General features: G+C 68.6%; 21 protein-coding genes. 11 read left to right on the top strand and 10 right to left on the bottom strand.

Annotation, left to right across the window (positions count from 1 at the left end; genetic code table 11):
* Positions 1-46: 46 nt before the first annotated feature.
* The 3 genes from creC to rloA2 all read right to left on the bottom strand — a co-directional run bounded on the left by creC (position 47) and on the right by rloA2 (position 2,738).
* Positions 47-1,477, bottom strand: coding sequence for a two-component system sensor histidine kinase CreC (gene creC, locus JQX08_RS16325; RefSeq protein WP_205349472.1), 1,431 nt, complete (start codon positions 1,475-1,477; stop codon positions 47-49).
* A complete protein-coding gene (creB, locus tag JQX08_RS16330; protein WP_205349473.1) occupies positions 1,477-2,163 on the bottom strand; it encodes a two-component system response regulator CreB in 687 nt (228 codons plus the stop codon). The genes creC and creB overlap by 1 nt, the downstream gene beginning before the upstream one ends.
* Positions 2,164-2,231: 68 nt before the next feature.
* Positions 2,232-2,738, bottom strand: coding sequence for a retropepsin-like aspartic peptidase RloA2 (gene rloA2, locus JQX08_RS16335; protein WP_205349474.1), 507 nt, complete (start codon positions 2,736-2,738; stop codon positions 2,232-2,234).
* A 192-nt stretch (positions 2,739-2,930) separates the two neighbouring features.
* On the opposite strand from rloA2, the gene JQX08_RS16340 reads away from it, so the two are divergent.
* Entirely contained in the window at positions 2,931-3,299 is a 369-nt protein-coding gene (locus JQX08_RS16340) for a DUF4189 domain-containing protein (RefSeq protein ID WP_205349475.1), read from the top strand.
* A 31-nt stretch (positions 3,300-3,330) separates the two neighbouring features.
* Here the strand turns inward: JQX08_RS16340 and JQX08_RS16345 are convergent, their stop codons facing one another.
* On the bottom strand, positions 3,331-4,572 hold the full coding sequence (locus JQX08_RS16345) for a DUF3391 domain-containing protein (protein WP_205349476.1): 1,242 nt from the start codon (positions 4,570-4,572) through the stop codon (positions 3,331-3,333).
* A gap of 111 nt (positions 4,573-4,683) precedes the next feature.
* On the opposite strand from JQX08_RS16345, the gene yihG reads away from it, so the two are divergent.
* Together yihG and JQX08_RS16355 are read left to right on the top strand one after the other, a co-directional pair.
* A complete protein-coding gene (gene yihG, locus JQX08_RS16350; RefSeq protein WP_205349477.1) occupies positions 4,684-5,580 on the top strand; it encodes a 1-acylglycerol-3-phosphate O-acyltransferase, YihG family in 897 nt (298 codons plus the stop codon).
* 323 nt (positions 5,581-5,903) lie between these two features.
* Positions 5,904-7,733 carry a multicopper oxidase family protein gene (locus JQX08_RS16355; RefSeq protein WP_239482215.1) on the top strand — a complete coding sequence of 610 codons (1,830 nt, stop codon included), beginning with the start codon at positions 5,904-5,906 and terminating at the stop codon, positions 7,731-7,733.
* Between the two features lie 3 nt (positions 7,734-7,736).
* Here the strand turns inward: JQX08_RS16355 and JQX08_RS16360 are convergent, their stop codons facing one another.
* The 5 genes from JQX08_RS16360 to JQX08_RS16380 form a co-directional block, all read right to left on the bottom strand.
* Positions 7,737-8,288 carry a DUF2780 domain-containing protein gene (locus JQX08_RS16360; protein WP_205349478.1) on the bottom strand — a complete coding sequence of 184 codons (552 nt, stop codon included), beginning with the start codon at positions 8,286-8,288 and terminating at the stop codon, positions 7,737-7,739.
* A 73-nt stretch (positions 8,289-8,361) separates the two neighbouring features.
* Positions 8,362-9,447 (bottom strand): ABC transporter permease, encoded by a 1,086-nt coding sequence (locus JQX08_RS16365; protein WP_205349479.1) that lies wholly within the window; start codon positions 9,445-9,447, stop codon positions 8,362-8,364.
* Complete coding sequence (locus JQX08_RS16370) at positions 9,444-10,406, bottom strand: ABC transporter ATP-binding protein (protein ID WP_205349480.1); 963 nt, start codon at positions 10,404-10,406, stop codon at positions 9,444-9,446. The genes JQX08_RS16365 and JQX08_RS16370 overlap by 4 nt, the downstream gene beginning before the upstream one ends.
* Positions 10,396-11,358 (bottom strand): HlyD family secretion protein, encoded by a 963-nt coding sequence (locus JQX08_RS16375; protein ID WP_205349481.1) that lies wholly within the window; start codon positions 11,356-11,358, stop codon positions 10,396-10,398. Before JQX08_RS16375 ends, JQX08_RS16370 begins: the two co-directional genes overlap by 11 nt.
* A complete protein-coding gene (locus JQX08_RS16380) occupies positions 11,348-12,010 on the bottom strand; it encodes a TetR/AcrR family transcriptional regulator (protein ID WP_205349482.1) in 663 nt (220 codons plus the stop codon). Before JQX08_RS16380 ends, JQX08_RS16375 begins: the two co-directional genes overlap by 11 nt.
* Before the next feature lie 557 nt (positions 12,011-12,567).
* Here JQX08_RS16380 and JQX08_RS16385 point away from each other — a divergent pair.
* Positions 12,568-13,185: an SCO family protein gene (locus tag JQX08_RS16385; RefSeq protein ID WP_205349483.1), complete on the top strand. Its 618-nt coding sequence runs from the start codon at positions 12,568-12,570 to the stop codon at positions 13,183-13,185.
* Positions 13,186-13,195: 10 nt separating this feature from the next.
* Here the strand turns inward: JQX08_RS16385 and JQX08_RS16390 are convergent, their stop codons facing one another.
* On the bottom strand, positions 13,196-14,119 hold the full coding sequence (locus JQX08_RS16390) for a c-type cytochrome domain-containing protein (protein WP_346727601.1): 924 nt from the start codon (positions 14,117-14,119) through the stop codon (positions 13,196-13,198).
* A gap of 538 nt (positions 14,120-14,657) precedes the next feature.
* Between JQX08_RS16390 and JQX08_RS16395 the strand changes: the two genes are divergently transcribed.
* The 7 genes from JQX08_RS16395 (at position 14,658) to choV (ending at position 22,720) form a co-directional block, all read left to right on the top strand.
* Positions 14,658-16,439 carry a multicopper oxidase family protein gene (locus JQX08_RS16395; protein WP_205349485.1) on the top strand — a complete coding sequence of 594 codons (1,782 nt, stop codon included), beginning with the start codon at positions 14,658-14,660 and terminating at the stop codon, positions 16,437-16,439.
* Positions 16,440-16,925: 486 nt separating this feature from the next.
* Positions 16,926-18,764: a multicopper oxidase family protein gene (locus JQX08_RS16400; RefSeq protein WP_205349486.1), complete on the top strand. Its 1,839-nt coding sequence runs from the start codon at positions 16,926-16,928 to the stop codon at positions 18,762-18,764.
* A gap of 157 nt (positions 18,765-18,921) precedes the next feature.
* The gene (locus JQX08_RS16405) at positions 18,922-19,482 is read left to right on the top strand and encodes an HdeD family acid-resistance protein (RefSeq protein WP_205349487.1); all 561 of its coding nucleotides are present in this window, start codon (positions 18,922-18,924) and stop codon (positions 19,480-19,482) included.
* Entirely contained in the window at positions 19,479-19,664 is a 186-nt protein-coding gene (locus JQX08_RS16410) for a hypothetical protein (RefSeq protein ID WP_205349488.1), read from the top strand. Before JQX08_RS16405 ends, JQX08_RS16410 begins: the two co-directional genes overlap by 4 nt.
* Before the next feature lie 80 nt (positions 19,665-19,744).
* Complete coding sequence (locus tag JQX08_RS16415) at positions 19,745-20,686, top strand: choline ABC transporter substrate-binding protein (RefSeq protein WP_205349489.1); 942 nt, start codon at positions 19,745-19,747, stop codon at positions 20,684-20,686.
* A 4-nt stretch (positions 20,687-20,690) separates the two neighbouring features.
* Entirely contained in the window at positions 20,691-21,539 is an 849-nt protein-coding gene (gene choW / locus JQX08_RS16420) for a choline ABC transporter permease subunit (protein WP_205349490.1), read from the top strand.
* Positions 21,536-22,720, top strand: a complete 1,185-nt coding sequence (choV, locus tag JQX08_RS16425; RefSeq protein WP_205349491.1) for a choline ABC transporter ATP-binding protein — start codon at positions 21,536-21,538, stop codon at positions 22,718-22,720. Before choW ends, choV begins: the two co-directional genes overlap by 4 nt.
* Positions 22,721-22,741: the final 21 nt, after the last annotated feature.

The raw sequence follows: 22,741 nt of genomic DNA on the forward strand, positions 1-22,741 counted from the left end.
CGTACTGCCACTCAAGCATGCCGCGTGCCGATCCGCCCCCTGCCCTTCAGTCGGGCACTGCCGGCAGCTCTAGCACGGCCTCGACGCCCGTGGCGACGTTGTTCACCTGCAACGTCCCGCCGTGCAGCTCGGCGACTTCCTGGACGAAGTTGAGCCCCAGACCGGTGCTCTTGCGCCCAGTCTGCGGGCGCGCCAGCGAGTAGAAACGCTCGGTCAGGCGCGGCAGCGCGTAGTCGGGAATCGCCGGGCCGGGGTTGAACAGGGCGAGGCGCAGGCGTTCGCCCGTGCGCTCGGCGCTGAAGCGCAGGGTGTCGCCGGGCAGGGTGAAGTCCAGCGCGTTGTCGAGCAGGTTGGCCAGCGCCTGGCCGAGCAGGAAGCGTTCGCCGCTGACCGCCAGCGCCGCGTCGATGCGGTTGTCGACCAGCAGCCCGGCGCGCTGCAGGCGCGCCGCCTGGGCCTGGCAGAGTTCTTCGACCAGCGCGCGCAGCGGCACCGCGCTGCGCTCTTCCAGACCTTGGCGCTGTTCGACCTGGGCCAGCGCCAGCAGGCGTTCGATCAGCTGCTGCAGGCGCGCGCTCTCGCTGTCGATGTTGCCGACGAAGCGCGCGCGCTGCTCGGCTGGCATCTCGCCCTGCAGCAGTTCGGCGGCGCCGCGGATCGCCGCCAGCGGACTCTTCAGCTCGTGGGTCAGGGTGTGCACATAGCGCTCGACGTAGGCCTTGCCCTCCAGTTGGGTGCGCATCGCCTCGACCGCCGCCGCCAGCTGCGCCAGCTCGCCGCCGCGATACACCGGCAGCTCGGCACGCTGGCCGGCGCTGACCGCCTCCGCATAGCGGGTCAGGCGACCGAGCGCGCGGCTCAGCCACCAGGACAGCAGGCCGCCAATCAGCAGACCGAGGCCGATCAGCCCGGCGCCGAGCCACGCCAGGCGGCGCTGCGAGCGTTCGATGTAGGGCTGCAGGGTGCGGTTCGGCTTGGCCACCGAGACCACGCCGAGGATCTGCCCGTCGGCGATGATCGGCGCCGCCACGTACATCACCGAGGAATCCGGGTCGCTGGGGTCCTCGCGACTCGAGCGCGCGCCGTACTGGCCGCGCAGAGTGCGGTACACGTCGTTCCAGCGCGAGTAGTCCTGGCCGACGCCGACCCCGCTGGAGTCGAGCAGGACGATGCCGCGCGCGTCGGTGACGTAGATGCGGTGGTTGACCTCGCGCTTGGTCACCCCCCAGATCTGCGCCTGCGGGCGGCGCTCGCCGTAGGCGCGCAGCAGCTCGGGCAGACGGCTCTGCGCCAGGGTGCCGGCCTTGACGTCGTCGCGCAGCAGCTCGGCGAGCAGGTTGGCAGTGTCGACCAGGGTTTCCTCGGTGGACTGGCGCATGCCGGGGCGGATCTCGTCCATCACCGTGCTCAGCACGAACCAGCCGGTGAGGCCGACGAACAGGAAGTAGACCAGGAAGATGCGTATGCCGAGCGGCATCAGGCGTGCTCCGGCGCATAGCTGTAGCCGAGGCCGCGATGGGTCTGGATCGGCTCGGCGCTGGCGGCGACCTGACGCAGCTTGGCGCGCAGGCTCTTGATGTGGCTGTCGATGTTGCGCTCGTAGCCGGCGTCGGCCGCCACGCCGAGACCATCGAGCAGTTGCTCGCGGGAGAACACCCGCTCCGGTTGGCCGAGCAGCTGTTCGAGCAGGCGGAACTCGTGGCGGGTCAGGCTCAGCGCCTGGCCGTGGTAGCGGATACGCTGGCGCAGGCTGTCGACTTCGAACGGCCCGACGGCGTCGGCCGGTGCCGACACCGGTGGGGCGACACGCTTGAGGATCGCCTTGACCCGCGCCGCCACCTCGCGCGGGCTGAACGGCTTGACCACGTAGTCGTCGGCGCCGATCTCCAGGCCGACCACCCGGTCGATCTCGGCATCCCGCGCAGTAAGGAAAATCACCGGCACCTCGGAAAAACGCCGCAGCTGCTTGCAGGCCTCGAAGCCGCTGACGTCAGGCAGGCCGACGTCGAGGATCAGCAGGTCGGCCGGGGTCTGCCGCTGAAACTCCAGCGCCGCGCCAGCGAGGCTCAGCCAGGTGGTGGTGAAGCCTTCACCCTGCAGGGCGTAAATCAGCGTGTCGGCGATCGCCGCTTCGTCTTCGACGATCAGAATGTGTGCGGCCATCCGTGCGCTCCCGCGGAGAATCCCGGGAAAGTGCCGGATGGCCGCTCAGGCGTCAATCACGCTCGGTGTCAGTCACATTTTGGCTTGCCGGCGGTGAAGCGCCGCGCCGGGTTCACCGCGGCGTCGAACTCGCGCAGTGCGCGCGCGCCGATCAGCAACGGGTAGTTGAAGTGGCTGCGGTCGGCGAGGTTGACCTCGATGGTGCGGGTCACGCCGTCCAGGCACATTTCCAGGTCGACCACCGGGCGCTTGGCGGCCACCGGCTCCTCCTCGTCTTCCTCTTCGTCGGAGCGCGTCTTGATCTTGCTGATGCGCGACACCTTGTGCTCGTACACGGTGTCGTCGGCGTCCTTGGTGGCCAGCTTGAAGCGCACCCACTCCTCGCCATCACGGGTGAAGGTCTCGATGTCCTTGGCCGACAGCGAGGCGGTCAGCGCGCCGGTGTCCATCTTTGCCTTGAAGGTCTGCTTCAGCTCGGGAAGCTTGATGTACTCGTAGCGCCCGTAGAGGGTCGGCTGGGCGGCCAGCGCCGGCAGGGTGATCAGGCTCAGCAGAGCGACAGCAGCAAATTTCACGCGGAACTCCTCGAATCGGGCATGTCATGCCTCGGACCGACACGGCCCGGGATTGGTTCGGTATAGCCGTTGCGAGGTGAAAATCCCGTCGCCGCGGCGCCATGGACAAAATGATGGCAAAACAATAGCGTTGCCCGCTCGACCGTGGCCACTCAAGGACGCGCGGCGTACACGCACCCTCAAGGAGATCACATGCGCACACTCGCAACGACCCTGGCCCTGAGTCTGGCCCTGGCCGTGACCAGCAGCCAGGCCTGGGCCGCCGGCGCCCTGGCCATCGATAGCAATCAGGGCGACCAGTTCGGCTTCGCCTACGACTACGCGACCCTCGGTGAAGCGCAGCAGCGCGCGCTCGGCGAGTGCGGTGGCAACTGCCAGGTAGTGCTCGACTTCGACAGCGGCTGCGCCGCCTATGCCGCCGACCAGAGCAACGGCTCGACCGTCTACGGCTGGGGTACCGCCGAGTCGTCCGGTGGCGCGCAGCAACGCGCCCTGCAGGAGTGCAGCAACCAGGGTGGCAACAGCTGCCAGGTGCGCACCTGGGGCTGCAACTCCAACTAAGTCGCCGCTGAACAGCCGGGCGGCGTGACGCTCAGTCGAAGTACGAGCCGCGCCGCGCCGGCAGGCCGCTCCACAGTTCGTCGAGGTTGCGAAAGCCCCACTGCTCGGCTGACTCGCGGCCGACGATCTTGTCCTGGCTGCTCGGCTTGCCGAGGTCGATGACCTGCTGGGGGATCGGCGCCTTGGACTTGCTGGAGAAGAACACCTTGACCTTGGGAGTCAGCAGCGCCCGCGCGTCCTGCTCGACCACCACGCCGAGGCGGCCGCTTTCCAGGCGCACCAGCGAGCCGAGCGGATAGATGCCGACGGTCTTGATGAACGCATGGAATACCCGCTCATCGAAATGGCCCTTCCATTCGGCCATCTTGCGGATCGCCTCGGCCGGCGCCCAGCCGCTCTTGTAGGGGCGTTCCGAGGTGATTGCGTCGTACACGTCGCACACCGCGCCCATGCGCGCCAACAGGCTGATCTGCTCGCCGGCCAGGCGGTGCGGGTAGCCGCTGCCGTCGAACTTCTCGTGGTGGTGCAGACAGACGTCGAGGACCAGCGCGCTGACCTGCTGGCCGCCGAGCAGGATGTCGGCACCGGCCTGCGGATGCTCGCGCATGGTGGCGAACTCCGGGTCGGTGAGCTTGCCCGGCTTGTTGAGCACCTCCATCGGCATGGCCATCTTGCCGATGTCGTGCAGCAGGCCGGCGAGCCCGGCTTCGCGCACCTGTTCCTCGTCCAGTTCGAGCTGACGCGCCAGGGCGATCATCAGCGCGCAGACCGCCACCGAGTGCATGTAGGTGTACTCGTCGGAGTTCTTCAGGCGCGCCAGGCTGATCAGCGCGTTGGGGTGGCGCAGCACCGAGGCGGAGATCGCCTCTACCAGCTCGCCGGCCTGGGCGATGTCCACCGCCTGGCCCATGCGTGCGTCGTTGAACATCGCCATCACGGCTTTCTTGGAGCGCGCGCAGAGCTGCGTGGCGCGGCCGATCTCATCTTCCAGGGCGACCCGCTTGGCCGGCCGCACCGGCGCCTCGGCGACCGCCTGCAGGCTGGCGTCGGTCTCCACCTCGACCTCCTCGACACTGCGTCCGCTCGGTAAGTCGAGGCCCTTGGCGGTGTCGATCCACAGCTCGGCGATGCCGCTGTCGCGGATGCGCTGCAGGTCCTTGCCGCTGTCGAGCAGGAAGCGCGTGCGCCAGAACGGGTGCTCCATCCAGGTGCCGCAGAACTCATGGATGTACATGCCGGTGACGAGGTTGGAGACGGGAATGCGCTTGAGCACGATCGACCTGTGTGGGGCCCGGAACAGTGCTGGCAGACTAACATCCCGACTGCGGCTTGGGCATCCGTCCGGCTGCTATCATGGCCGGCGTTTTGCCACGGGGGGATCACCATGCGCCGTCTGCTCACCGGCCTCGTCGTCAGTCTGTTGCTGCTCCTCAACACCCTGGTGCTGATCGGCCCGATGCTGCTGATCGCCGTGTTCAAGCTGGTGCTGCCCGGGCAACGGGTCAAGGACGCCTGCTCCTGGGCGGTGATGTGGATCGCCGAGACCTGGGCGGAAATCGACAAGCTGATCTTCGCCAGCTTCACCCCGACACGCTGGGACATCCGCGGCGCCGCCCACCTGCGCCGCGACACCTCCTACCTGATCGTCAGCAACCACCAGTCGTGGGTCGACATCCCGGCGCTGGTCCAGGTGTTCAACCGCCGCGCGCCGTTCTTCAAGTTCTTCCTCAAGCAGGAACTGCGCTGGGTGCCGTTGCTCGGCCTGGCCTGGTGGGCGCTCGATTACCCGTTCATGAAGCGCTACAGCAAGGCCTACCTGGCCCAGCACCCGGAGAAGAAGGGCCAGGACCTGCTGATCACCCGCCAGGCCTGCGCGATGTTCAAGCGCCAGCCGGTCACCGTGGTCAACTACCTGGAAGGCACGCGCTGCACCCCGGCCAAGCAGGCGGCGCAGCACTCACCGTACCGCTACCTGCTGAAACCCAAGGCCGGCGGCGTGGCCTTCGTGCTCGCCGCGCTGGGCGAGCAGCTCGACGCGCTGCTCGACGTCACCGTGTACTACCCCGGCGGGCGCGTTCCGGGGTTCTGGGACTTGGCCAGCGGCCAGGTGGCACGCGTGGTGATCGACATCCAGACCCGCCCGCTCGACCCGGCGCTGTGGGCCGGCGACTACGAGGATGACGCACTGTTCCGCCAGTCCATGCAGGACTGGGTCAGCGGTCTGTGGACGGAAAAGGACGCGCGCCTGGCCGCGCTACGGACCGAATTCGGCGACGCCTGAAGGGTCTGGCGCAGCGCCAGCAGAAGCATGGCGCAGTGCTATATCAGCCGACGCTAAGCACCCCGGCCGTTGCGCTACATCCGTCTAGCCTTCGGCCGGAAAGGCTTGGCGCGGCGCGGCCGCGGGGCGCCTAATGAGCCTGCCCACTGGCGCCCTCCAGCGTGGCCTGGCGCCTGCGCATCCCGGCACGCCTGCGGCGCGCGAGCGCGCCCATTCGCAATCCCTCAGCGCCGCCATGCGGGCGCCCTTCCTTCACCCTCACCGACCGGCTAGCAGCGTGCCGTTGCGCTGCCCGATACATCCTCCCGCAGAGGAGTCCTGTCATGAAAGCACTGCACCCGAACACCGCCGACAACCCCTCCACCGATCGCCGCAGCGTGCTCAAACTGGGCATGGCGCTGGGCGTGCCGTTCGTTCTGCCCGGCCTGCCCGCCACCGCCGCGGTGAGCGGCAGTTCGAGCAATGCCCTGCAGCTGTTCCTGCCACCCAGCCCGCCGACCACCCCCTGGGTCGAGGAACTGCCGATCCACATTGCCCCGGTGACGCCGCGCGCGGCGCTCGATCCGGCGCCGACCATCGCCGCCAACACCGCGCGTGGCGAAGCCGGCCGCGATCCGCACCAGCGCTTCGCCGAGCTGGGCGGCAATGCGGCGCTGTACTACGAGCTGCGCGCGCGGCAGCGCGACGACTGGGTGTTCCACCGTGACTACCCGCCGCAGCGCATCTGGGGCTACGCCGCCAACGACGGGGTGACCGTCGCCCCCGGGCCGCTGCTGCATGCGCACTACGGCCAGCCGATACTGGTGCGCTTCCACAACGAGCTGCCGCAGACCCCGCAGCAACCGCAGGGGCCGGCCGGGCCGTACCGCAACCTGCGGCTGTTCGGCTCGCCGGAGATTTCCACCCACCTGCACAACGCGCACACCGCCTCGGAAAGCGACGGCTTCGCCGGCGACTACTACAGCCCGGTAAAGGCCGGGCCGACGCTGACCGCGCCGGGGCGTTTCAAGGATCACTTCTACCCGAACATCCTCGCCGGTTATGACCAGCTGCAGAACGGCAAGGGCGACCCCAACGAGGCGCTGGGAACGCTGTTCTATCACGACCACACGCTGGACTTTACCGCGGCCAACCTGCAGCGCGGGCTGTTCGGCTTCTTCCTGCTGTTCGACGAACTCGACTCCGGCAACGAGCTCGATCCGCTCGACAGCGCCCTGCGCCTGCCGAGTGGCGACTACGACTACCCGCTGGCGTTCGCCGACCGGCAGTTCGACGAGGCCGGCTACCAGGTGTGGGACGCCTTCAACCCGGAAGGCCTGCTCGGCGACAAGATCACCGTCAACGGCAAGCTCGAACCGGTGCTGCGCGTCGCCGCGCGCAAGTACCGCCTCCGCCTGCTGAATGCCGGGCCGAGCCGCTTCTACGCGTTCTTCCTGGTCGATGCGCGCAACCGCACACAGCGCTTCACCTACATCGCCAACGACGGCAACCTGCTGCCGGCACCACTGCGCGAGCAGACCAACGTGGTGCTCGGCGTCGCCGAGCGCGCCGACATCGTGGTGGATTTCGCCAAGTACCCGCCGGGCACCGAGCTGTACCTGATCAACCGCATGCGCCAGATCGAGACCCGCGGGCCGAAGGACATCAAGGACACCGGGCCGCGCGTGCTGAAGTTCCTCGTCGACCGAGTAGCCGACGACCAGAGCCGCGTCCCCGACCTGCTCCGTCCACTGCCGCCGCTGCCCAGCGCCGCCGCGCTGGCCGCGCTGCCGGTGCGCCGCTGGGTGTTCGAGCGCGACAGCGGGCTGTGGACCATCAACGCGCAGCTGGTCAACGTCAGCCGGCCACGCGCGCAGATTCGCCAGGGCGCCGCAGAGATCTGGGAGCTGGCCAACCTGGAAGACGGCTGGTCACACCCGATCCATATCCACTTCGAGGAAGGACGGATCATCGAGCGACGCCTGAAGGGCAAGGTGGTGGCGATCCCGCCGCACGAGCGTGGCCGCAAGGATGTCTACGTGCTCGAGGAGTTCGAGACGCTGCGCATCTACCTGCGCTTCCGCGACTTCCACGGCAAGTACCTGATGCACTGCCACAACACCATCCACGAGGACCACGCGATGATGCTGCGCTGGGACCTGTTGCCCAGCTGAGCCTCAGCGCCCGGCGACGCTCGGCGCGGCGCCGACGCCCCACACCTGGCTGAGGTTGTCGAGCACCCCGCCGCCCAGGCCCTGCTGGCCGAAGTAGCCGAGCAGCACCTGGGCGAACGGCGCGACCAGCTGGCTGTCCATGCCCAGCGTGGTGAAGCGGTTGCCCAGCTCGCCCTGCACATTGCTGGCGTCCGGCGCCTCCTCGGCGGACTCGTCGCCGAGCGCGCCGACCAGTCCGCCGAGCCCGCCCAGGCCCTCGCCGCCGGTGGGCTGGTGGCCGCCGAGCAGCACGCCGAGCAGCTGCGCGTAGTCGCCGCTGGCCAGCTGCTGCTCCGCCACGCCGAGCAGCGCGGCACTGCCGCCGGCAGCCTGTTGCGGGGTGACCTGCAGCTGGCTGGTGAGCGCCTGGATCAGCCCGCTGTCGGCCGGCAGCAAGGCCTGTGATTCGGGGTTGGCGGCGAGCAGCCCGGCGACCTCCTGCAGGTTGATGGCGAACGCTGGGGCGGCGGAAAAGAACAGGCTGGCGGTCAGCAGGCAGGCGGCGCGGCGCAACATGGGACGACTCCGGTGAGGACGACAAAGCGCCGATTCGACCGTCGTCCGCGCCGCCGGTTCCCGGCCGCGTGGGTCAATCCAGGCGTTTGTGCACGCGGGTCACCGCCAGCGCCAGCATCACCACGGTGAACGCGCCAAGCGCCAGCAGTTCCGGCCACATTTCCAGCAGCCCGGCCTGGCGCAGCATGATGCCGCGCGCCAGGCGCAGGTAGTGGGTCAGCGGCATGGCCTCGGCGATCCACTGCGCGACGCGCGGCATGCCCTGGAAGGGGAACATGAAGCCGGACAGCAGGATCTGCGGCAGGAAGGTGAAGAAGGCCATCTGCATGGCCTGGAACTGGGTGCTGGCCAGCGTCGAGAGGAACACGCCGAGCACCAGGCTGGCGCAGATGAACACCAGCGAGGCAAGGTACAGCTCGAACAGCGAGCCGCGCACCGGCACGTCGAACAGCAGGTCGCCGACCAGCAGGATCACCGTGACCTGCACCAGGCCGATGGCGACGAAGGGCAGCACCTTGCCAATGGTCAGCTCCCAGGGCGACACCGGCGTGGCGATGAGCATTTCCATGTTGCCGTGCTCGCGCTCGCGGACCAGGGCGATGGCGGTGAACAGCACCATGGTCATGGTCAGGATCACCCCGATCAGCCCCGGCACGGTGTTCAGCGGCGCCAGGCGCTCGGGGTTGTAGTAGTTGACCACCTCGACGCCGTTGAGCCGCGTCCAGCCGGGCAGCGGGTAGCCGGCGAGCTGACGCGCCGAGGCCTGCACAGTCTGGTCCGAGCCGTCGACCACCAGCTGCAGCGGCGGCCGCTCGGGGTCCTGGCGGGCCAGGCGCGCCTCGAAGTCGCTGGGCACCACCAGCGCCGCGCTGATCCGGCCTTCGCGCAGCAGGCGATCGATGTCCGCCGCGGCATTCAGCCGATAGCTGAGGTTGAGCACCTGGCTGGAGGCGATCTCCGCCACTGCCTCGCGCGAGCGTGCGGTGTTGGCCTGGTCGAGCAGCGCCGCGTCGAGGCCGCGCACATCCATGTTGATCGCGTAGCCGAACAGCACCAGCTGGAGGATCGGCACGCCGGCGATCATCACGAAGGTCAGCTTGTCGCGGCGCAGCTGGCGCAGCTCCTTGATGACGATGGCGGCCATCCGGCGCAGGTTCATGGGGCAGTCTCCGGCGCGGTCGCCGGGCGGCGGGTGACGCTGACGAACACGTCCTCGAGGTTGGCCTCGGTGTCCTCCACCGTGGCGACGATGCCGGCGCGCTGCAGGTGCGCGGCGACCCGCTGGCGACCGTCGGCGGCGCCGCTGAGCACGCGCAGGTGCGCGCCGATCTGCGCCTGGGCGAGCACCTCGGGCAAGCCTTCGAGGGCGCGCTGGGCCTGGCGTGGCTGCGCGCAGTCGACCAGCAGCGGGCGCCCGGGCAAGCCGGCCATCAGCTCCTGCGGGCTGCCGTCGGCGACCAGCCGGCCGGCATCGAGGATGCCCAGCCGCGTGCAGCGCTCGGCCTCGTCCATGTAGTGGGTGGACACCAGCAGCGTGGTGCCGGCCTCGGCCAGCTCGAACAGCGAATCCCAGAACTCGCGGCGCGACTGTGGATCGACCGCGCTGGTCGGCTCGTCGAGCAGCAGCAACGCCGGCTTGTGCAGCACCGCGCCGGCCAGCGCCAGGCGCTGCTTCTGCCCGCCGCTCAGGGTGCCGGCCATCTGCTTGCGGCGGTCGGCCAGCCAGTAGCGCTCGAGCAGTTCGTCGATGCGCGCCTTGGCCGCGCGCGGGGCGAGGCCGTGCACGGTGGCAAGGAATTCGAGGTTCTCGCCGACGGTGAGATCCTCGTACAGCGAGAATTTCTGGGTCATGTAGCCGATGCGCCGCTTCAGCGCTTCGGCGTCCTGCGGGATGTGGCAGCCGAGCACCTCGATCTCGCCCTCGCTGGGGCGCAGCAGGCCGCAGAGCATGCGGATGGTGGTCGACTTGCCGCAGCCGTTTGGGCCGAGGAAGCCGAACACCTCGGCGCGGCGCACGTCGAGGTCGAGGTGATCGACCGCGGTCAGCGCGCCGAAGCGCTTGCTCAGGCCGCGCGCGCGGATCACCTGTTCGCCGGCGCGCGGCGCCTCAGTGCTCATCGGCGACCCGCTCGGCGCTCAGCGGCAGACCGGCCGGCAGGCGCTGCGCCGCGTCGCCGTCGAGCAGCAGTTCGGCGCGGTACACCAGGCGGCTGGCGTCGTCGCCGACCAGGGCGAAGTACGGGGTGAAACTCGATTCGCTGCGGATGCTGCGCACGTGCGCGTCGAACGGCGTGTCGACGCCCTCGACCTTGACCCGCAGGCGGTCGCCAATTCCCAGCGCGGCGCGCTGATCGGCGGGCACGAAGACCCGCGCGTAGGGTTGCGCGCCGACCAGCAGGCTGACCAGTTCGGCGCCCTGCGGCGGCTGGTCGCCGGGGCGGAACGGCAACGCGTCGACCACCCCGGCGCGCGGTGCGCGCACGTCGAGGTGTTCGCGGCTGACCTGCAGGCGCGTCAGGTTGCCGCGCGCGGCATCCAGCGCGGCGCTGGCCTGGTCGAGCTGTTCCGGTCGGGTGCCGTTGGTCAATTCGCGCAGCCGCGCATCGGCGTTGGCCACCGTGGCGCGCGCCTGGTCGCGGCTCGCGCGGGCCTTGTCCAGCTCGGCGATGGCCACCAGCTTGCGGCCGTACAGCGCGTCGATGCGGGTGAAGTTGCGCTCGGCATCGGTCAGGTCGGCGCGGCCCTGGGCCAGGGTGGCGCGCGCCGCGTCGATATTCTCCGCACGCGCGCCGTTGCTCAGCTCGCGCAGGCGGCCTTCGGCCTCGGCGACCTGGCCGGCGGCTTCGGCGACCTCGGCATCGAGACGGCGTGGGTCGAGACGCAGCAGCAACTGGCCGGCGGCGACCCGCTGCCCCTCGGCGACGTCCCAGTCGAGGATCACCTCCGAAGCCTCCGCCGGCAGGCCGATGCGGTCCCATTCCAGGGTACCGAGCAGGCGTTCGTCACGCCCTGGGTTGCAGCCGACCAGGGCGCCCAACAGAAGCACAGCCAGCAGACGATCAAGGCGCATCGGGGACCTCCAGGCCGTGTTCGAGTAGGCCGAGGGTGTGCCGCAGCAGCGCGTCGTCGCCCAGCGCGGGGTCGGCAAACAGCGGCCGCCACAGCGGCTCGGCGGCGTAGGGCAACAGGCTCAGGCCGATCAGCGAGACCACCAGCAGGCGCGGGTCGAGCGCCGGATTGAGGCGCCCGCGCTGCTGCGCGACGGCGAAGCGTTCGGCGAGCAGCAACGGCACCAGCGGCGCAGCGCGGCTGATCAGCGGCTCGCGCAGCATGCCGCCGTCGCAGAGGATTTCGCGCACCCACAGCGGCGGCAGCCAGGGGTGGCTGCGCACCGTGCTGGCGATGCCCTGCACCAGCGCGCTGGCCAGCGCCAGCGGCGCCTCGCCGGCGTCCTGCAGGCGCGCGGACAGCGTGTGCACCAGCGGCAGCAGGCGCTCGTCGAGCAGCGCATCGAGCAGCCGCGGCTTGTCGCCGAAGTAGTAGTTGAGCATCGCCGGCGTCACCCCGGCGCCCTGGGCGATGCCGCGCAGGCTGGTGGCACGGATGCCGTCGCGGGCGAACAGAGCGAGGGCGGTGTCGAGCAGGCGCTCGCGTGGCTCGCTACCGTCGGCGCTGGGCCGACCGCGGGCACGCTTGGGCGAGGGAGCTGGCTGGCGGTTCATGGGGTTTATTTAAATACATATTTAATTATCCGCAAGGGGCTGCCGCCGAACGGACGGTCGCGCAGCAGTGCTGGCAAGGAATTCTTCTCAGTGACGGCAAAGTAATTCCTCAAGGCTATCAGCAGATAACAAATGCCTTTATTTACAGCGAGTTAATCAACTCGGACCGCTTGTCGCCAAATATGCCGTTCTATTGACGCCCTCAGACTAAAGGCCTATCACTGAGTGAGACGCCAACAGTCGGGCGCGGCAGGCCATGTAGGAGAGGACAGGGCAACCGGCGCCCGTGTTTCCGCGTCAGGAGATCGCCAACATGGACAGCAGCACCCGCGCGCACTGCTTCGCCCTCCGCGTGCACGGTCCACCCCGCGACGGCTAGCCAAGGCGCCCTGCCCGCCGCACGCCCGTCACGCATCGCCTGCCCCGGGGCAATCTTCGCGCCCATAGCGCCCTTACCGCCAAGCCGCCTATGCCTTTGCGCCCAGGCGCCGGCGCGCGACCCGCTGTCGCGTCGCGCCGTCCAGATGGTCACTTTCAGGATGAATGGAGCACAGCACATGAACACTCGCAGAAACATCATCGCCGGCCTGGGCACCGCAGCCCTCGGCCTGCTCGCCTGGCGCGCCGGCCAGGACCCGGTCGCCTCCGACCGCGCCCAGGATGACGGCGACGCCTACCTGCCGAACACCAAGCTGTACACCCACGAAGGCAAGGCCGTGCGTTTCTATGACGACCTGGTGCGCGACAAGATCGTCGCGATCAACATGATGTACACCTCGTGCGGCAAGCGCTGCCCGACCATGACCGCCAACATGCGCGCGGTGCAGCAGCTGCTCGGCGAGCGCGCCGGGCGCGATGTGTTCCTCTACTCGATCACCCTCGAGCCGCTGCTGGATAGCCCGGCGGTGCTCAAGGAATACGCCGAGAAGTACCGTATTGGCCGCGGCTGGAGCTTCCTCACCGGCGACCCGGACGACATGGAGCGGCTGCGCTATCGGCTGGGCTTCTACGACGTCAACCCGGAGGTCGACGCCAACAAGACCAACCACACCGGCATGGTGCGCATCGGCAACGATCGTTTCAATCGCTGGACCATGGCCCCGGCGCTGGCCGAACCCAAGCAGATCCTCGCCGTCCTCAACCACATCGACCCCGACATGGTGATGACAGTCTGAACCCGCCGCGTCAGCGCGGCCGGATGCGCTCGACCAGCACCCGACCGTCAGCCGCGAGGCGCCCGCGTACCTGGACATAGTCGCCGGGCTGCGGCGCCTTGTCCCGGCGCGTGCGCGCGCCAATCGTCAACGGCAACTCATCCAGCCGCCCATCCGCAGCCAACTGGCCATGCAGGCGCAGGCGTGCGCCGACCGGCACCGGCGCCGGCATGCCCTGCACGTCGCGCGCGCCGTCGGCGATCCACGCCTCGATCAGCGCGATCTGTGCGTCGCTGAGGTACGGCGGGCCGTCGAACGGCATGCGCGGTCGCGCTTGGCCCCGAATGCGCCGCACCAGCTCGCTGGCCGCCACCTGGCCGGGCACCACCCGCGCGCGCTCCCCACTGGCGACGGTCGCCGCATAGGAGTCCAACCGATAGCCTTCCGGCGCGGCGCCCATCAGACCGCTTTCGGTGTGGCACTTGGCGCAGCGCGACAGCAGGATCGGTGCGACCTGCGCATAGGTGACCGGCGCGCCAGGCGGCGGTGGATTCGCCTCGGCCGCTGGCGCGGCAACCGGCGCCGTGTCGGCGGCGAGCTCCAGCGGCGCACCGGCGACGATCCAGGCCTCGACCAGGGCGATCTCCGCATCGCTGAGAAACGGCGGACCGGTCAGCGGCATGCGCGGCTGGCTGAGGCCTTTCAGGCGGCGCAGCAGTTCGCTGTCCAGCGGCTGGCCGGGCTTGACCACCGGGCCATTGCGGCTGCCCGCCAGCAGGCCGTCGAGGCTGTCCAGCTGCAGGCCCGACGGCGCACCGGGACCGCTGTGGCAGATCACACAGCGCGCACGCAACAGCGTCAGCACCTCGCCGGCCGACCCGCCCGCTGCCTCGCCGAGCACCGCGCCATTGATCAGCAGCACCGCGCCCAGTACCCGCCAAGGAAATCGACTCACGCCACCTCCCCGTCGCAGCTCTCGCGCCGCCATCGCTTAGACCCTAGCGTCTCGCACCATCCCGGCAAGCCCGGATCGCGCAATTGCGCCGCTGCGCTTAACCCCGCGCGCGGCGTGGCCGGCAGCTCTACCCTGGGCACTTTGATAGGGAATAGCCATCACTGCTAAAAACAGGATGTCATTGCGTCACATCAATCTAGCCATTGGCCATGAAACAATTGATTACAAATCAGCCGGCGCGCCTAATGAAGTCCAGACGTTAACCAGACCCTTCCTGCCCGCGAATCGGGTTGTACGTCCGCAGAAGAGGCCATCGGCCAGAGCAACTCCGGAGCAGACCATGTTCCCGGTCCTGTACCAGCGGTTCCTGCAATGGACCCGGGCGCCCGCATTTCTCGCGCACTTCCACGCTCCACCGCAGCGCCCCGCCTGAAGCCGCCCACGCGGCGGCCCTCGCCATGCGTGCCTGTGGCGCCCACCCCTGCGGTCGGTGCAGGGCCGCGTGCGCCGCCAGAAATCTGCCACTAGGAGTCCCGCCATGAAAAACCTCGGCAACCAACGCGAACCGCCACCCAGTCGCCGCGCCTTCCTGCGCTACAGCGCCGCCGCGCTGGCCAGCCCCTGGCTGTTGCGCGGCCTGCCGGTGCAGGCCGCCAGCGGCCCGGGCAAGGTCGCCCCGAGCCCGCCGACCACGCCCTGGCTCGACGAGCTGCCGCCGCTGCGCCGCCTGCTGCCGCTGAACCTCGACGACTTCGACCCGGCGCCGACCCTCGACGCCAACAATCACGGCGGCCGCGGCCCGGAGGCCGGACGCAATCGGCACCAGCGTTACGAGGCGATCACCGCGCAGTTCGGCATCAGCTACTACGAGATGCACGCGCGCCAGGGTCTCTGGCAGTTCCACAGCGAATATCCGCCGCAGCCGATCTGGGGTTACTGCACGCGCGACGCACGCCGCGGCCTGATCGAGCCTCCAAGCATCCCCGGGCCGCTGTTCATCGCCCGCTACGGCAAGCCGGCGATGTGCCGCATCTACAACGACCTGCCGGCCACCGCCAGCGACGGCATCGGCACCCCGGAAATCAGCACCCACCTGCACAACCTGCACAGTCCGTCGGAGAGCGACGGCTTTCCCGGCGACTACTACAGCGCGGGGAAATCCGGCCCCACCCTGGGCGGCCCGGGCTCGTTCAAGGACCACTTCTACCCCAACCTGTACGCCGGCTACGGCCAGTACCCGCCACTCGGCGACCCGCGCGAGGCGCTCGGCACCCTCTGGTACCACGACCACTGCCTGGACTTCACCGCGCCGAATACCTACAAGGGCCTGTTCGGCCTGTACCTGCTCTACGACGACCTCGACAGCGGCGACGAAAGCACCGGCCTGCGTCTGCCCAGCGGCGACTACGACTACCCGCTGACCTTCATCGACCGGCGCTTCGACGCCAGCGGGCGGCTGGTGTTCGACCAGTTCAACCCGGAAGGCACGCTGGGCGACAAGGTGGTGGTCAACGGCAAGATCGAACCCTACCTGCGGGTCAAGGCGCGCAAGTACCGCTTCCGCCTGCTGGATGCCGGCCCGCCGCGCTTCTACAGCTTCGTCATCGCCGACGCCGGCGGCCGCCAGCTGCTGCCCTTCGACCTGATCGCCAACGACGGCAACCTGCTGCCCAAGCCGCTGCGCCAGCAGACGTCGGTGTCGATCGCCACCGCCGAACGCGCCGATATCGTGGTCGACTTCAAGGGCTTCGAAGGCCGCGAGCTGTACCTGTTCAACCGCCTGCGGCAGACCTCGACGCGCCTGCCCGATGACCTGGAAATCCCCGGCACGCCGGTGCTGAAGTTCATCGTCGGCGCCAGCGCCCCGGACTTCAGCCAGGTGCCCGACACGCTGCGCGAACTGCCGCCGATCAGCGCCGCCGAACTCAAGCGCGCCAAGGTGCGGCGCTGGGTGTTCGCCCGCAAAGGCGGCATGTGGACCATCAACGATCAGTTGGTCGACGTCACCCAGCCACGCGCGATCATTCCCCAGGGCAGCGGCGAGATCTGGGAGCTGGTCAACCCCGGCGGGGGCTGGCAGCACCCGATCCACATTCACTTCGAGGAAGGGCAGATTCTCGAGAAACGCCTGGGTAACAAAGTGGTGCCGATTCCGCCGCGCCAGCAGGGGCGCAAGGACGTCTACCTGCTCGAAGAGAACACCACCCTGCGGCTGTTCATGCGCTTCCGCGATTTCGACGGCAAGTACGTCATGCACTGCCACAACATGATCCACGAGGACCACGCGATGATGCTGCGCTGGGACATTCAGAAAGTCTGAGGCACTCCCCTGCAGCGGCCGGTATCCCTAGTGGGCCGGCCGCTGCGCTTGGCAACGCACCGAAAAAACTCGGCGATTAAGACCTCTGCACCACTGGACAGCAGATCGTTTAAGACTAAAGTCTTATTTCATTACGCCACAACGATCTAGCAATCCCTTAACAAACAATTGCTTACATAACGAGAACAGTCTTTTATTAAGACAAGGCATTTTTTTGACTTTCTCTCGCCATGGACAGGGCTGCCGATCAGCGTGTGCCCAATGGCCAGACCAGGAGCAGAGCATGAAGCCGGCCCAGGTCCACCCCAGCGTGTCGCCCCCGTTCCTGGAGCATTTCCACGCGCCACCCCGCTAGCAACCACCCCGGTTGCCGAACGGCCGAGCACCCCGCCCGGCAACCGCCCGTGTCGATTCTCCAAGCTGACAGCAGCCATTCAAGAGCACGTCGATGTGGTCAGCGAAAGCCTCCTGCAGAGAGCCATCGCCATGAAACTCAGAAAGCCCACAACACCCAAGGCCCCGGCCATTCAGCCGGGGGATCGCCGCACCTTCCTCAAACTTGGCGGCGCGGCCCTCGCCGCGCCGTGGCTGCTGCGCAGCCGGCCGAGCCAGGCCGCCGAACTCCCGCCACTGAACCTGCCGCCGAGCCCGGCGACCACGCCCTGGCTGGACGAACTGCCGCGCGCCTGGACCAACCGCCTCGAGGCGCTGGACGGCGCGAGCCTCGACCCCTACCCGCAGAAGGATCGCAACACTGCGCGCAACGAGGCTGGACGCGACAGCCACCAGCGCTATGACGAATTGTGTATCGATCCCCTGTACTACGAACTGCGTGCCCGTGAAGGCAACTGGCAATTCCACCAGCAGTACCCGTTCGACCAGAAAATCTGGGGTTTTTCCGGCCGCAAGGCGGACGGCAGCTTCAGCGCGCCGAGCATCCCCGGGCCGCTGATCACCCAGCGCTACGGCCGCTCGTGCATCTGCCGCATCTACAACGACCTGCCGGCCACCCCGACCGACCCGACCAACAGCCCGGCGCAGGCGCTGCGCAACTTCGGCAGCCCGGAAATTTCCACCCACCTGCACAACCTGCATGCGCCCTCGGAAAGCGATGGTTTCCCCGGCGACTTCTACAGCGCCACCAAGTCCGGGCCGACCCTGCTCGGCGCCGGGCAGTTCAAGGACCACTTCTACCCCAACGTGTATGCCGGCTATGACCAGTACCCGGCGACCAAGGGCGATCCGCGCGAGGCGCTCGGCACCCTGTGGTACCACGACCACTGCCTGGACTTCACCGCGTCGAATACCTACAAGGGCCTGTTCGGCTTCTACCTGCTGCACGACGAGCTCGACAGCGGCGACGAGACCACCGGCCTGTGCCTGCCGAGCGGCGACTACGACTACCCGCTGGCCTTTATCGACCGGCGCTTCGACGCCGACCGTCGCCTGGTGTTCGACCAGTTCAACCCGGAAGGCACGCTGGGCGACAAGGTGGTGATCAACGGCAAGATCGAGCCGCTGCTCAAGGTCACCGCGCGCAAATACCGTTTCCGCCTGCTCAATGCCGGGCCGAGCCGCTTCTACGCCTTCTCCCTGCTCGACGGGCGCACCAACAAGCTGGTGACCTTCGATTACATCGCCAACGACGGCAACCTGCTGCCCAAGACCCTGCGCAACAAAACCGTGGTGATCCTCGGCGTCGCCGAGCGCGGCGATATCGTCGTCGATTTCTCGAAGTTCCCGGTGGGCACCGAGCTGTACCTGATCAACCGCATGCGCCAGGAAGACACCCGCAATCCCAAGGACGTCCAGGAAAGCGGGCCGAAGGTGCTCAAGTTCAAGGTCGACCGGCCCATCCCCACCGGCGTCGCCAAGGACAAGAGCAAGGTGCCGGACAACCTGCGGCCGCTGCCGCCGCTGCCGACTGCCGCCGAGCTGGCCGCGCTGCCGGTAAGGCGCTGGGAGTTCACCCGGTCCGGCGGGCTGTGGGCGATCAACGAGAAGATCGTCAACGTCGCCCAGTCGCGCGCCGACATCCCGATCGGCAGCGGCGAGATCTGGGAGCTGGCCAACCTCGAGGACGGCTGGGAACACCCGGTGCACATCCACTTCGAGGAAGGCCGGATCATCAGTCGCAAGACCAAGGGGGTGAGCACGCCGATCCCCGACTACGAGGGTGGGCGCAAGGACGTCTACGTGCTGCATGAGTTCGAGGACGTGCGGGTGTTCCTGCGCTTCCGCGACTTCAAGGGCCGCTACGTAATGCACTGCCACAACCTGATCCACGAAGACCACGCGATGATGTTGCGCTTCGACATCACCTGAGCGTCCGGCCGGGCATCCGGCCACCCACCCAGCAGCCCCGCGGCCCTCGGCACGCGGGGCTTTTTTGTGGCCCGCCGACCGCTGCGCCGCCGCGCACGCAGGGCCGGGGGCGAGCGACTATCGTTGATAGGAGGAAGGGCTCGTGAGGAGAACGACCATGACCTATCACCCGCTGTGGCTCGATCTGGGCCAACACTGGAAATGGATCGCCCTGCGCGGCGTCGCCGCTGTGCTGTTCGGCCTGCTGGCACTGAGCTGGCCGGGCCTGGCACTGACCGTGCTGGTGGTGATCTTCGGTGCCTATGCGCTGGTCGACGGAGTGTTCTCACTGATCGGTGCCTGGCGCATGCGCCATGAAGGCGAACCGCTGTGGCCGCTGCTGGTGGTCGGCCTGCTCGGCGTGGTCGCCGGGCTGGCGGCGCTGTTCTGGCCGGCGCTCACCGCGCTGGGCCTGCTGATGCTGATCGCCATCTGGGCCATCGCCATCGGCGCGCTGCAGATCATCGCCGCGCTGCGCGTGCGCATGCTGCTGGAAAACGAATGGTGGCTGGGCCTGTCCGGTGCGGTGTCGCTGCTGTTCGGCCTGTTCCTGCTGGTGTTCCCCGGTGCCGGGGCGATCGCCATGGTCTGGCTGATCGGCGTCTACGCGGTGATCTTCGGCGTGCTGCTGGTGATGCTCGCCTGGCGCCTGCGCCGCACCGTCAGCCTCGGCGCATGAACGCTGCGCCGCACGCCGCCGCGCAGCGCTGGTGCGTGCTGCGCCTGGACGACAACGGCAACCAGTTCCTCGTCCGTGACGGCCTGTCACGGCAGGTCGCCGAGGCGCTGGCCCGCGACTTCAGCGCGCGCGGCCACAAGCAGAGTTACTGGGTGCAGGCCCAACGCCCCGGCGCCGACTGACGCCGCCGTACAAACCATCCGCCCGCCGGCCGGTCAGATGATCAGCACCGTGCGGTCCACCGTGACAGGAGAGTCCCTCGATGAAATCCGCTGTCTCGCTTCTGCTGGCCGCACTGCTCGGCCTGTCGCCGCTGGCTGCCGGCGCGGCCGAACCGGCGTCCTGCGCCACGGTACGCTTCGCCGACGTCGGCTGGACCGACATCAGCGTCACCACCGCGGTCGCCAGCGAAGTGCTGGAAGCGCTCGGCTACCAGACCAAGACGCGCATGCTCTCGGTGCCGGTGACCTACCGCTCGCTGGCCAACAAGGACATCGACGTGTTCCTCGGCAACTGGATGCCGACCATGGAAAACGACATCAAGCGCTACCGCGACCAGGGTTCGGTGGAAACCCTGCGCGCCAACCTGGAAGGCGCCAAGTACACCCTGGCGGTGCCGGCCTACGTGTATGACGGCGGCCTGCACGACTTCGCCGACATCGCCCGCTTCAAGGACAAGCTCGACGGCAAGCTGTACGGCATCGAGCCGGGCAACGACGGCAACCGCCTGATCCAGAGCATGATCGACAAGAACGCCTTCCAGCTCGGCAAGTTCAAGCTGGTCGAATCCAGCGAGGCGGCGATGCTCGCCCAGGTGCGCCGCGCGCAGCGCAAGCAGGAGTGGCTGGTGTTCCTCGGCTGGGAACCGCACCCGATGAACACCCAGCTGCAGCTCAAGTACCTGACCGGCGGCGACGAGTTCTTCGGCGCCGACTACGGCCGCGCCACGGTGTACACCAACGTGCGCAAGGGCTACGTCGCCGAATGCCCGAACGTCGGGCGGCTGCTGAGCAACCTGGTGTTCAGCCTGGACATGGAGAACCAGCTGATGGGCGCGGTGCTCGACGGCAAGCAGAAGCCGCGCGACGCCGCGCGCGCCTGGCTGCAGGCCAATCCGCAGGCGCTGGAAGCCTGGCTCAGCGGGGTGAGCAGCCGCGACGGCCAGCCGGCGCTGGGCATCGCCCAGGCCAAACTGGCGCCGTGAGCCGATGACCCTCGACGACAAACTGCCCCTCGGTGACCGCGTCACCGCCGGCGTCGACTGGCTGACCCGGCATGGCGCCGCCTACTTCGACGCCATTTCCAGCACCCTCGAATGGCTGATCCGCGGCGTCACCGACGGCCTGCTGTGGTTCCCGCCGCTGCTGCTGATCGGCCTGTTCGCCGTGCTCACCCACTGGCTGCAGCGGCGCTGGGGGCTGACCCTGTTCTGCGTGCTGGCGCTGCTGCTGATCCGCAACCTCGGCTACTGGCAGGAGACCCTGGAAACCCTCGCCCTGGTGCTGTTCGCCACCCTGCTGTGCGTTGCCATTGGTGTGCCGCTGGGCATCCTCGCCGCGCACCGGCCGCGCTTCTACACCCTGCTGCGGCCGCTGCTCGACCTGATGCAGACCGTGCCTACCTTCGTCTACCTGATCCCCACCCTGACCCTGTTCGGCCTCGGCGTGGTGCCCGGGCTTATCTCCACCGTGGTGTTCGCCGTCGCCGCGCCGATCCGCCTGACCTGCCTGGGCATCCTCGGCGTGCCCCACGAGCTGCTCGACGCCGGTCGTGCGTTCGGCTGCTCGCGGCGCCAGCTGCTGACCCGCATCGAGCTGCCGCACGCCATGCCGAGCATCGCCGCCGGCATCACCCAGTGCATCATGCTGTCGCTGTCGATGGTGGTGATCGCCGCGCTGGTCGGCGCCGACGGCCTCGGCCGGCCGGTGGTCAATGCGCTGAACACCGCCGACGTCGGCCTCGGCTTCGAGGCGGGGCTGGCCATCGTGTTGCTGGCGATCCTCCTTGACCGCGTGTGCAAGCCGCCGGCACCGCGGGTGCGGGAGGTCGGCGCATGAGCCTGATCCGCTTCGAGCAGGTCGACCTGGTGTTCGGCAAGCGCCCGCGCCGTGCCCTGCAACTGCTCGACGCCGGCCACTCGCGCGACGCGATCTTCGCCCGCAGCGGCCAGCTGGTGGCGGTGGCCGGCGTCAGCCTGGGCATCGCGCGCGGCGAAATCTGCGTGCTGATGGGCCTCTCCGGCTCGGGCAAATCCAGCCTGCTGCGCTGCATCAACGGCCTCAACCGGATCAGCCGCGGTCACCTGCTGATCGAACACGACGGTCGGCGTCTCGACCTGGCCGCCTGTAGCGGCGCCGAGCTCAAGGCGCTGCGCACCCGGCGCATCGCCATGGTGTTCCAGCAGTTCGCCCTGCTGCCCTGGCTGACGGTGGCCGAGAACATCGGCTTCGGTCTCGAGCTGCAGGGTGTGGCGCCGGCCGAGCGGCGTCGCCGAGTGGCCGACAAGCTCGAGCTGGTCGGCCTCGGCCAGTGGCGCGACAAACGCCCGGCCGCACTGTCCGGCGGCATGCAGCAGCGCGTCGGGCTGGCCCGCGCACTGGCCATGGACGCCGACATCCTGCTGATGGACGAACCCTTCTCGGCGCTCGACCCACTGATCCGCCAGCAGCTGCAGGACGAGCTGCTCGACCTGCAGCGTCGTCTGCACAAGACCATCGTGTTCGTCAGCCACGACCTCGACGAGGCGCTCAAGCTGGGCAACCGCATCGCCATCATGAAGGACGGGCGGATCGTCCAGCATGGCCGGCCGGAGGACATCCTGCTCAGCCCGGCGGACGACTACGTGCGCAACTTCGTCGCCCACACCAACCCGCTCGACGTGCTCAGCGGGCGCAGCCTGATGCGCCCGCTGAATGGCGAGGCGAGCCTCGGCACCATCTGCCTGGATCACGAACAGGACTGCTGGGTGGATTTCGACAGCCAGCAGCAACCGCTTGGCGCGCGACGCGGCGACCAGCCGCTGACCCTGCAGCAGTGGGCGCCCGGCCAGCCGCTCAGCGAACTGCTGCACCAGCCGACCCTGGTCGATGCGCGCATCGTCATGCGCGACGCCCTGCAGGTGCGCTACCGTACCCGCCACCCGCTGGTGCTGCAGGAGCAGGGACGCATCGTCGGCCTGCTGGATGATCACGAGCTGTACCACGCGCTGCTCGGCCAGGCGCCGGCGGTGGTGTCCTAGGTGGTGCTGCGCGCTGCACAC

Source organism: Zestomonas insulae, assembly GCF_016901015.1.
Taxonomy (GTDB): Bacteria; Pseudomonadota; Gammaproteobacteria; order Pseudomonadales; family Pseudomonadaceae; genus Aquipseudomonas; species Aquipseudomonas insulae.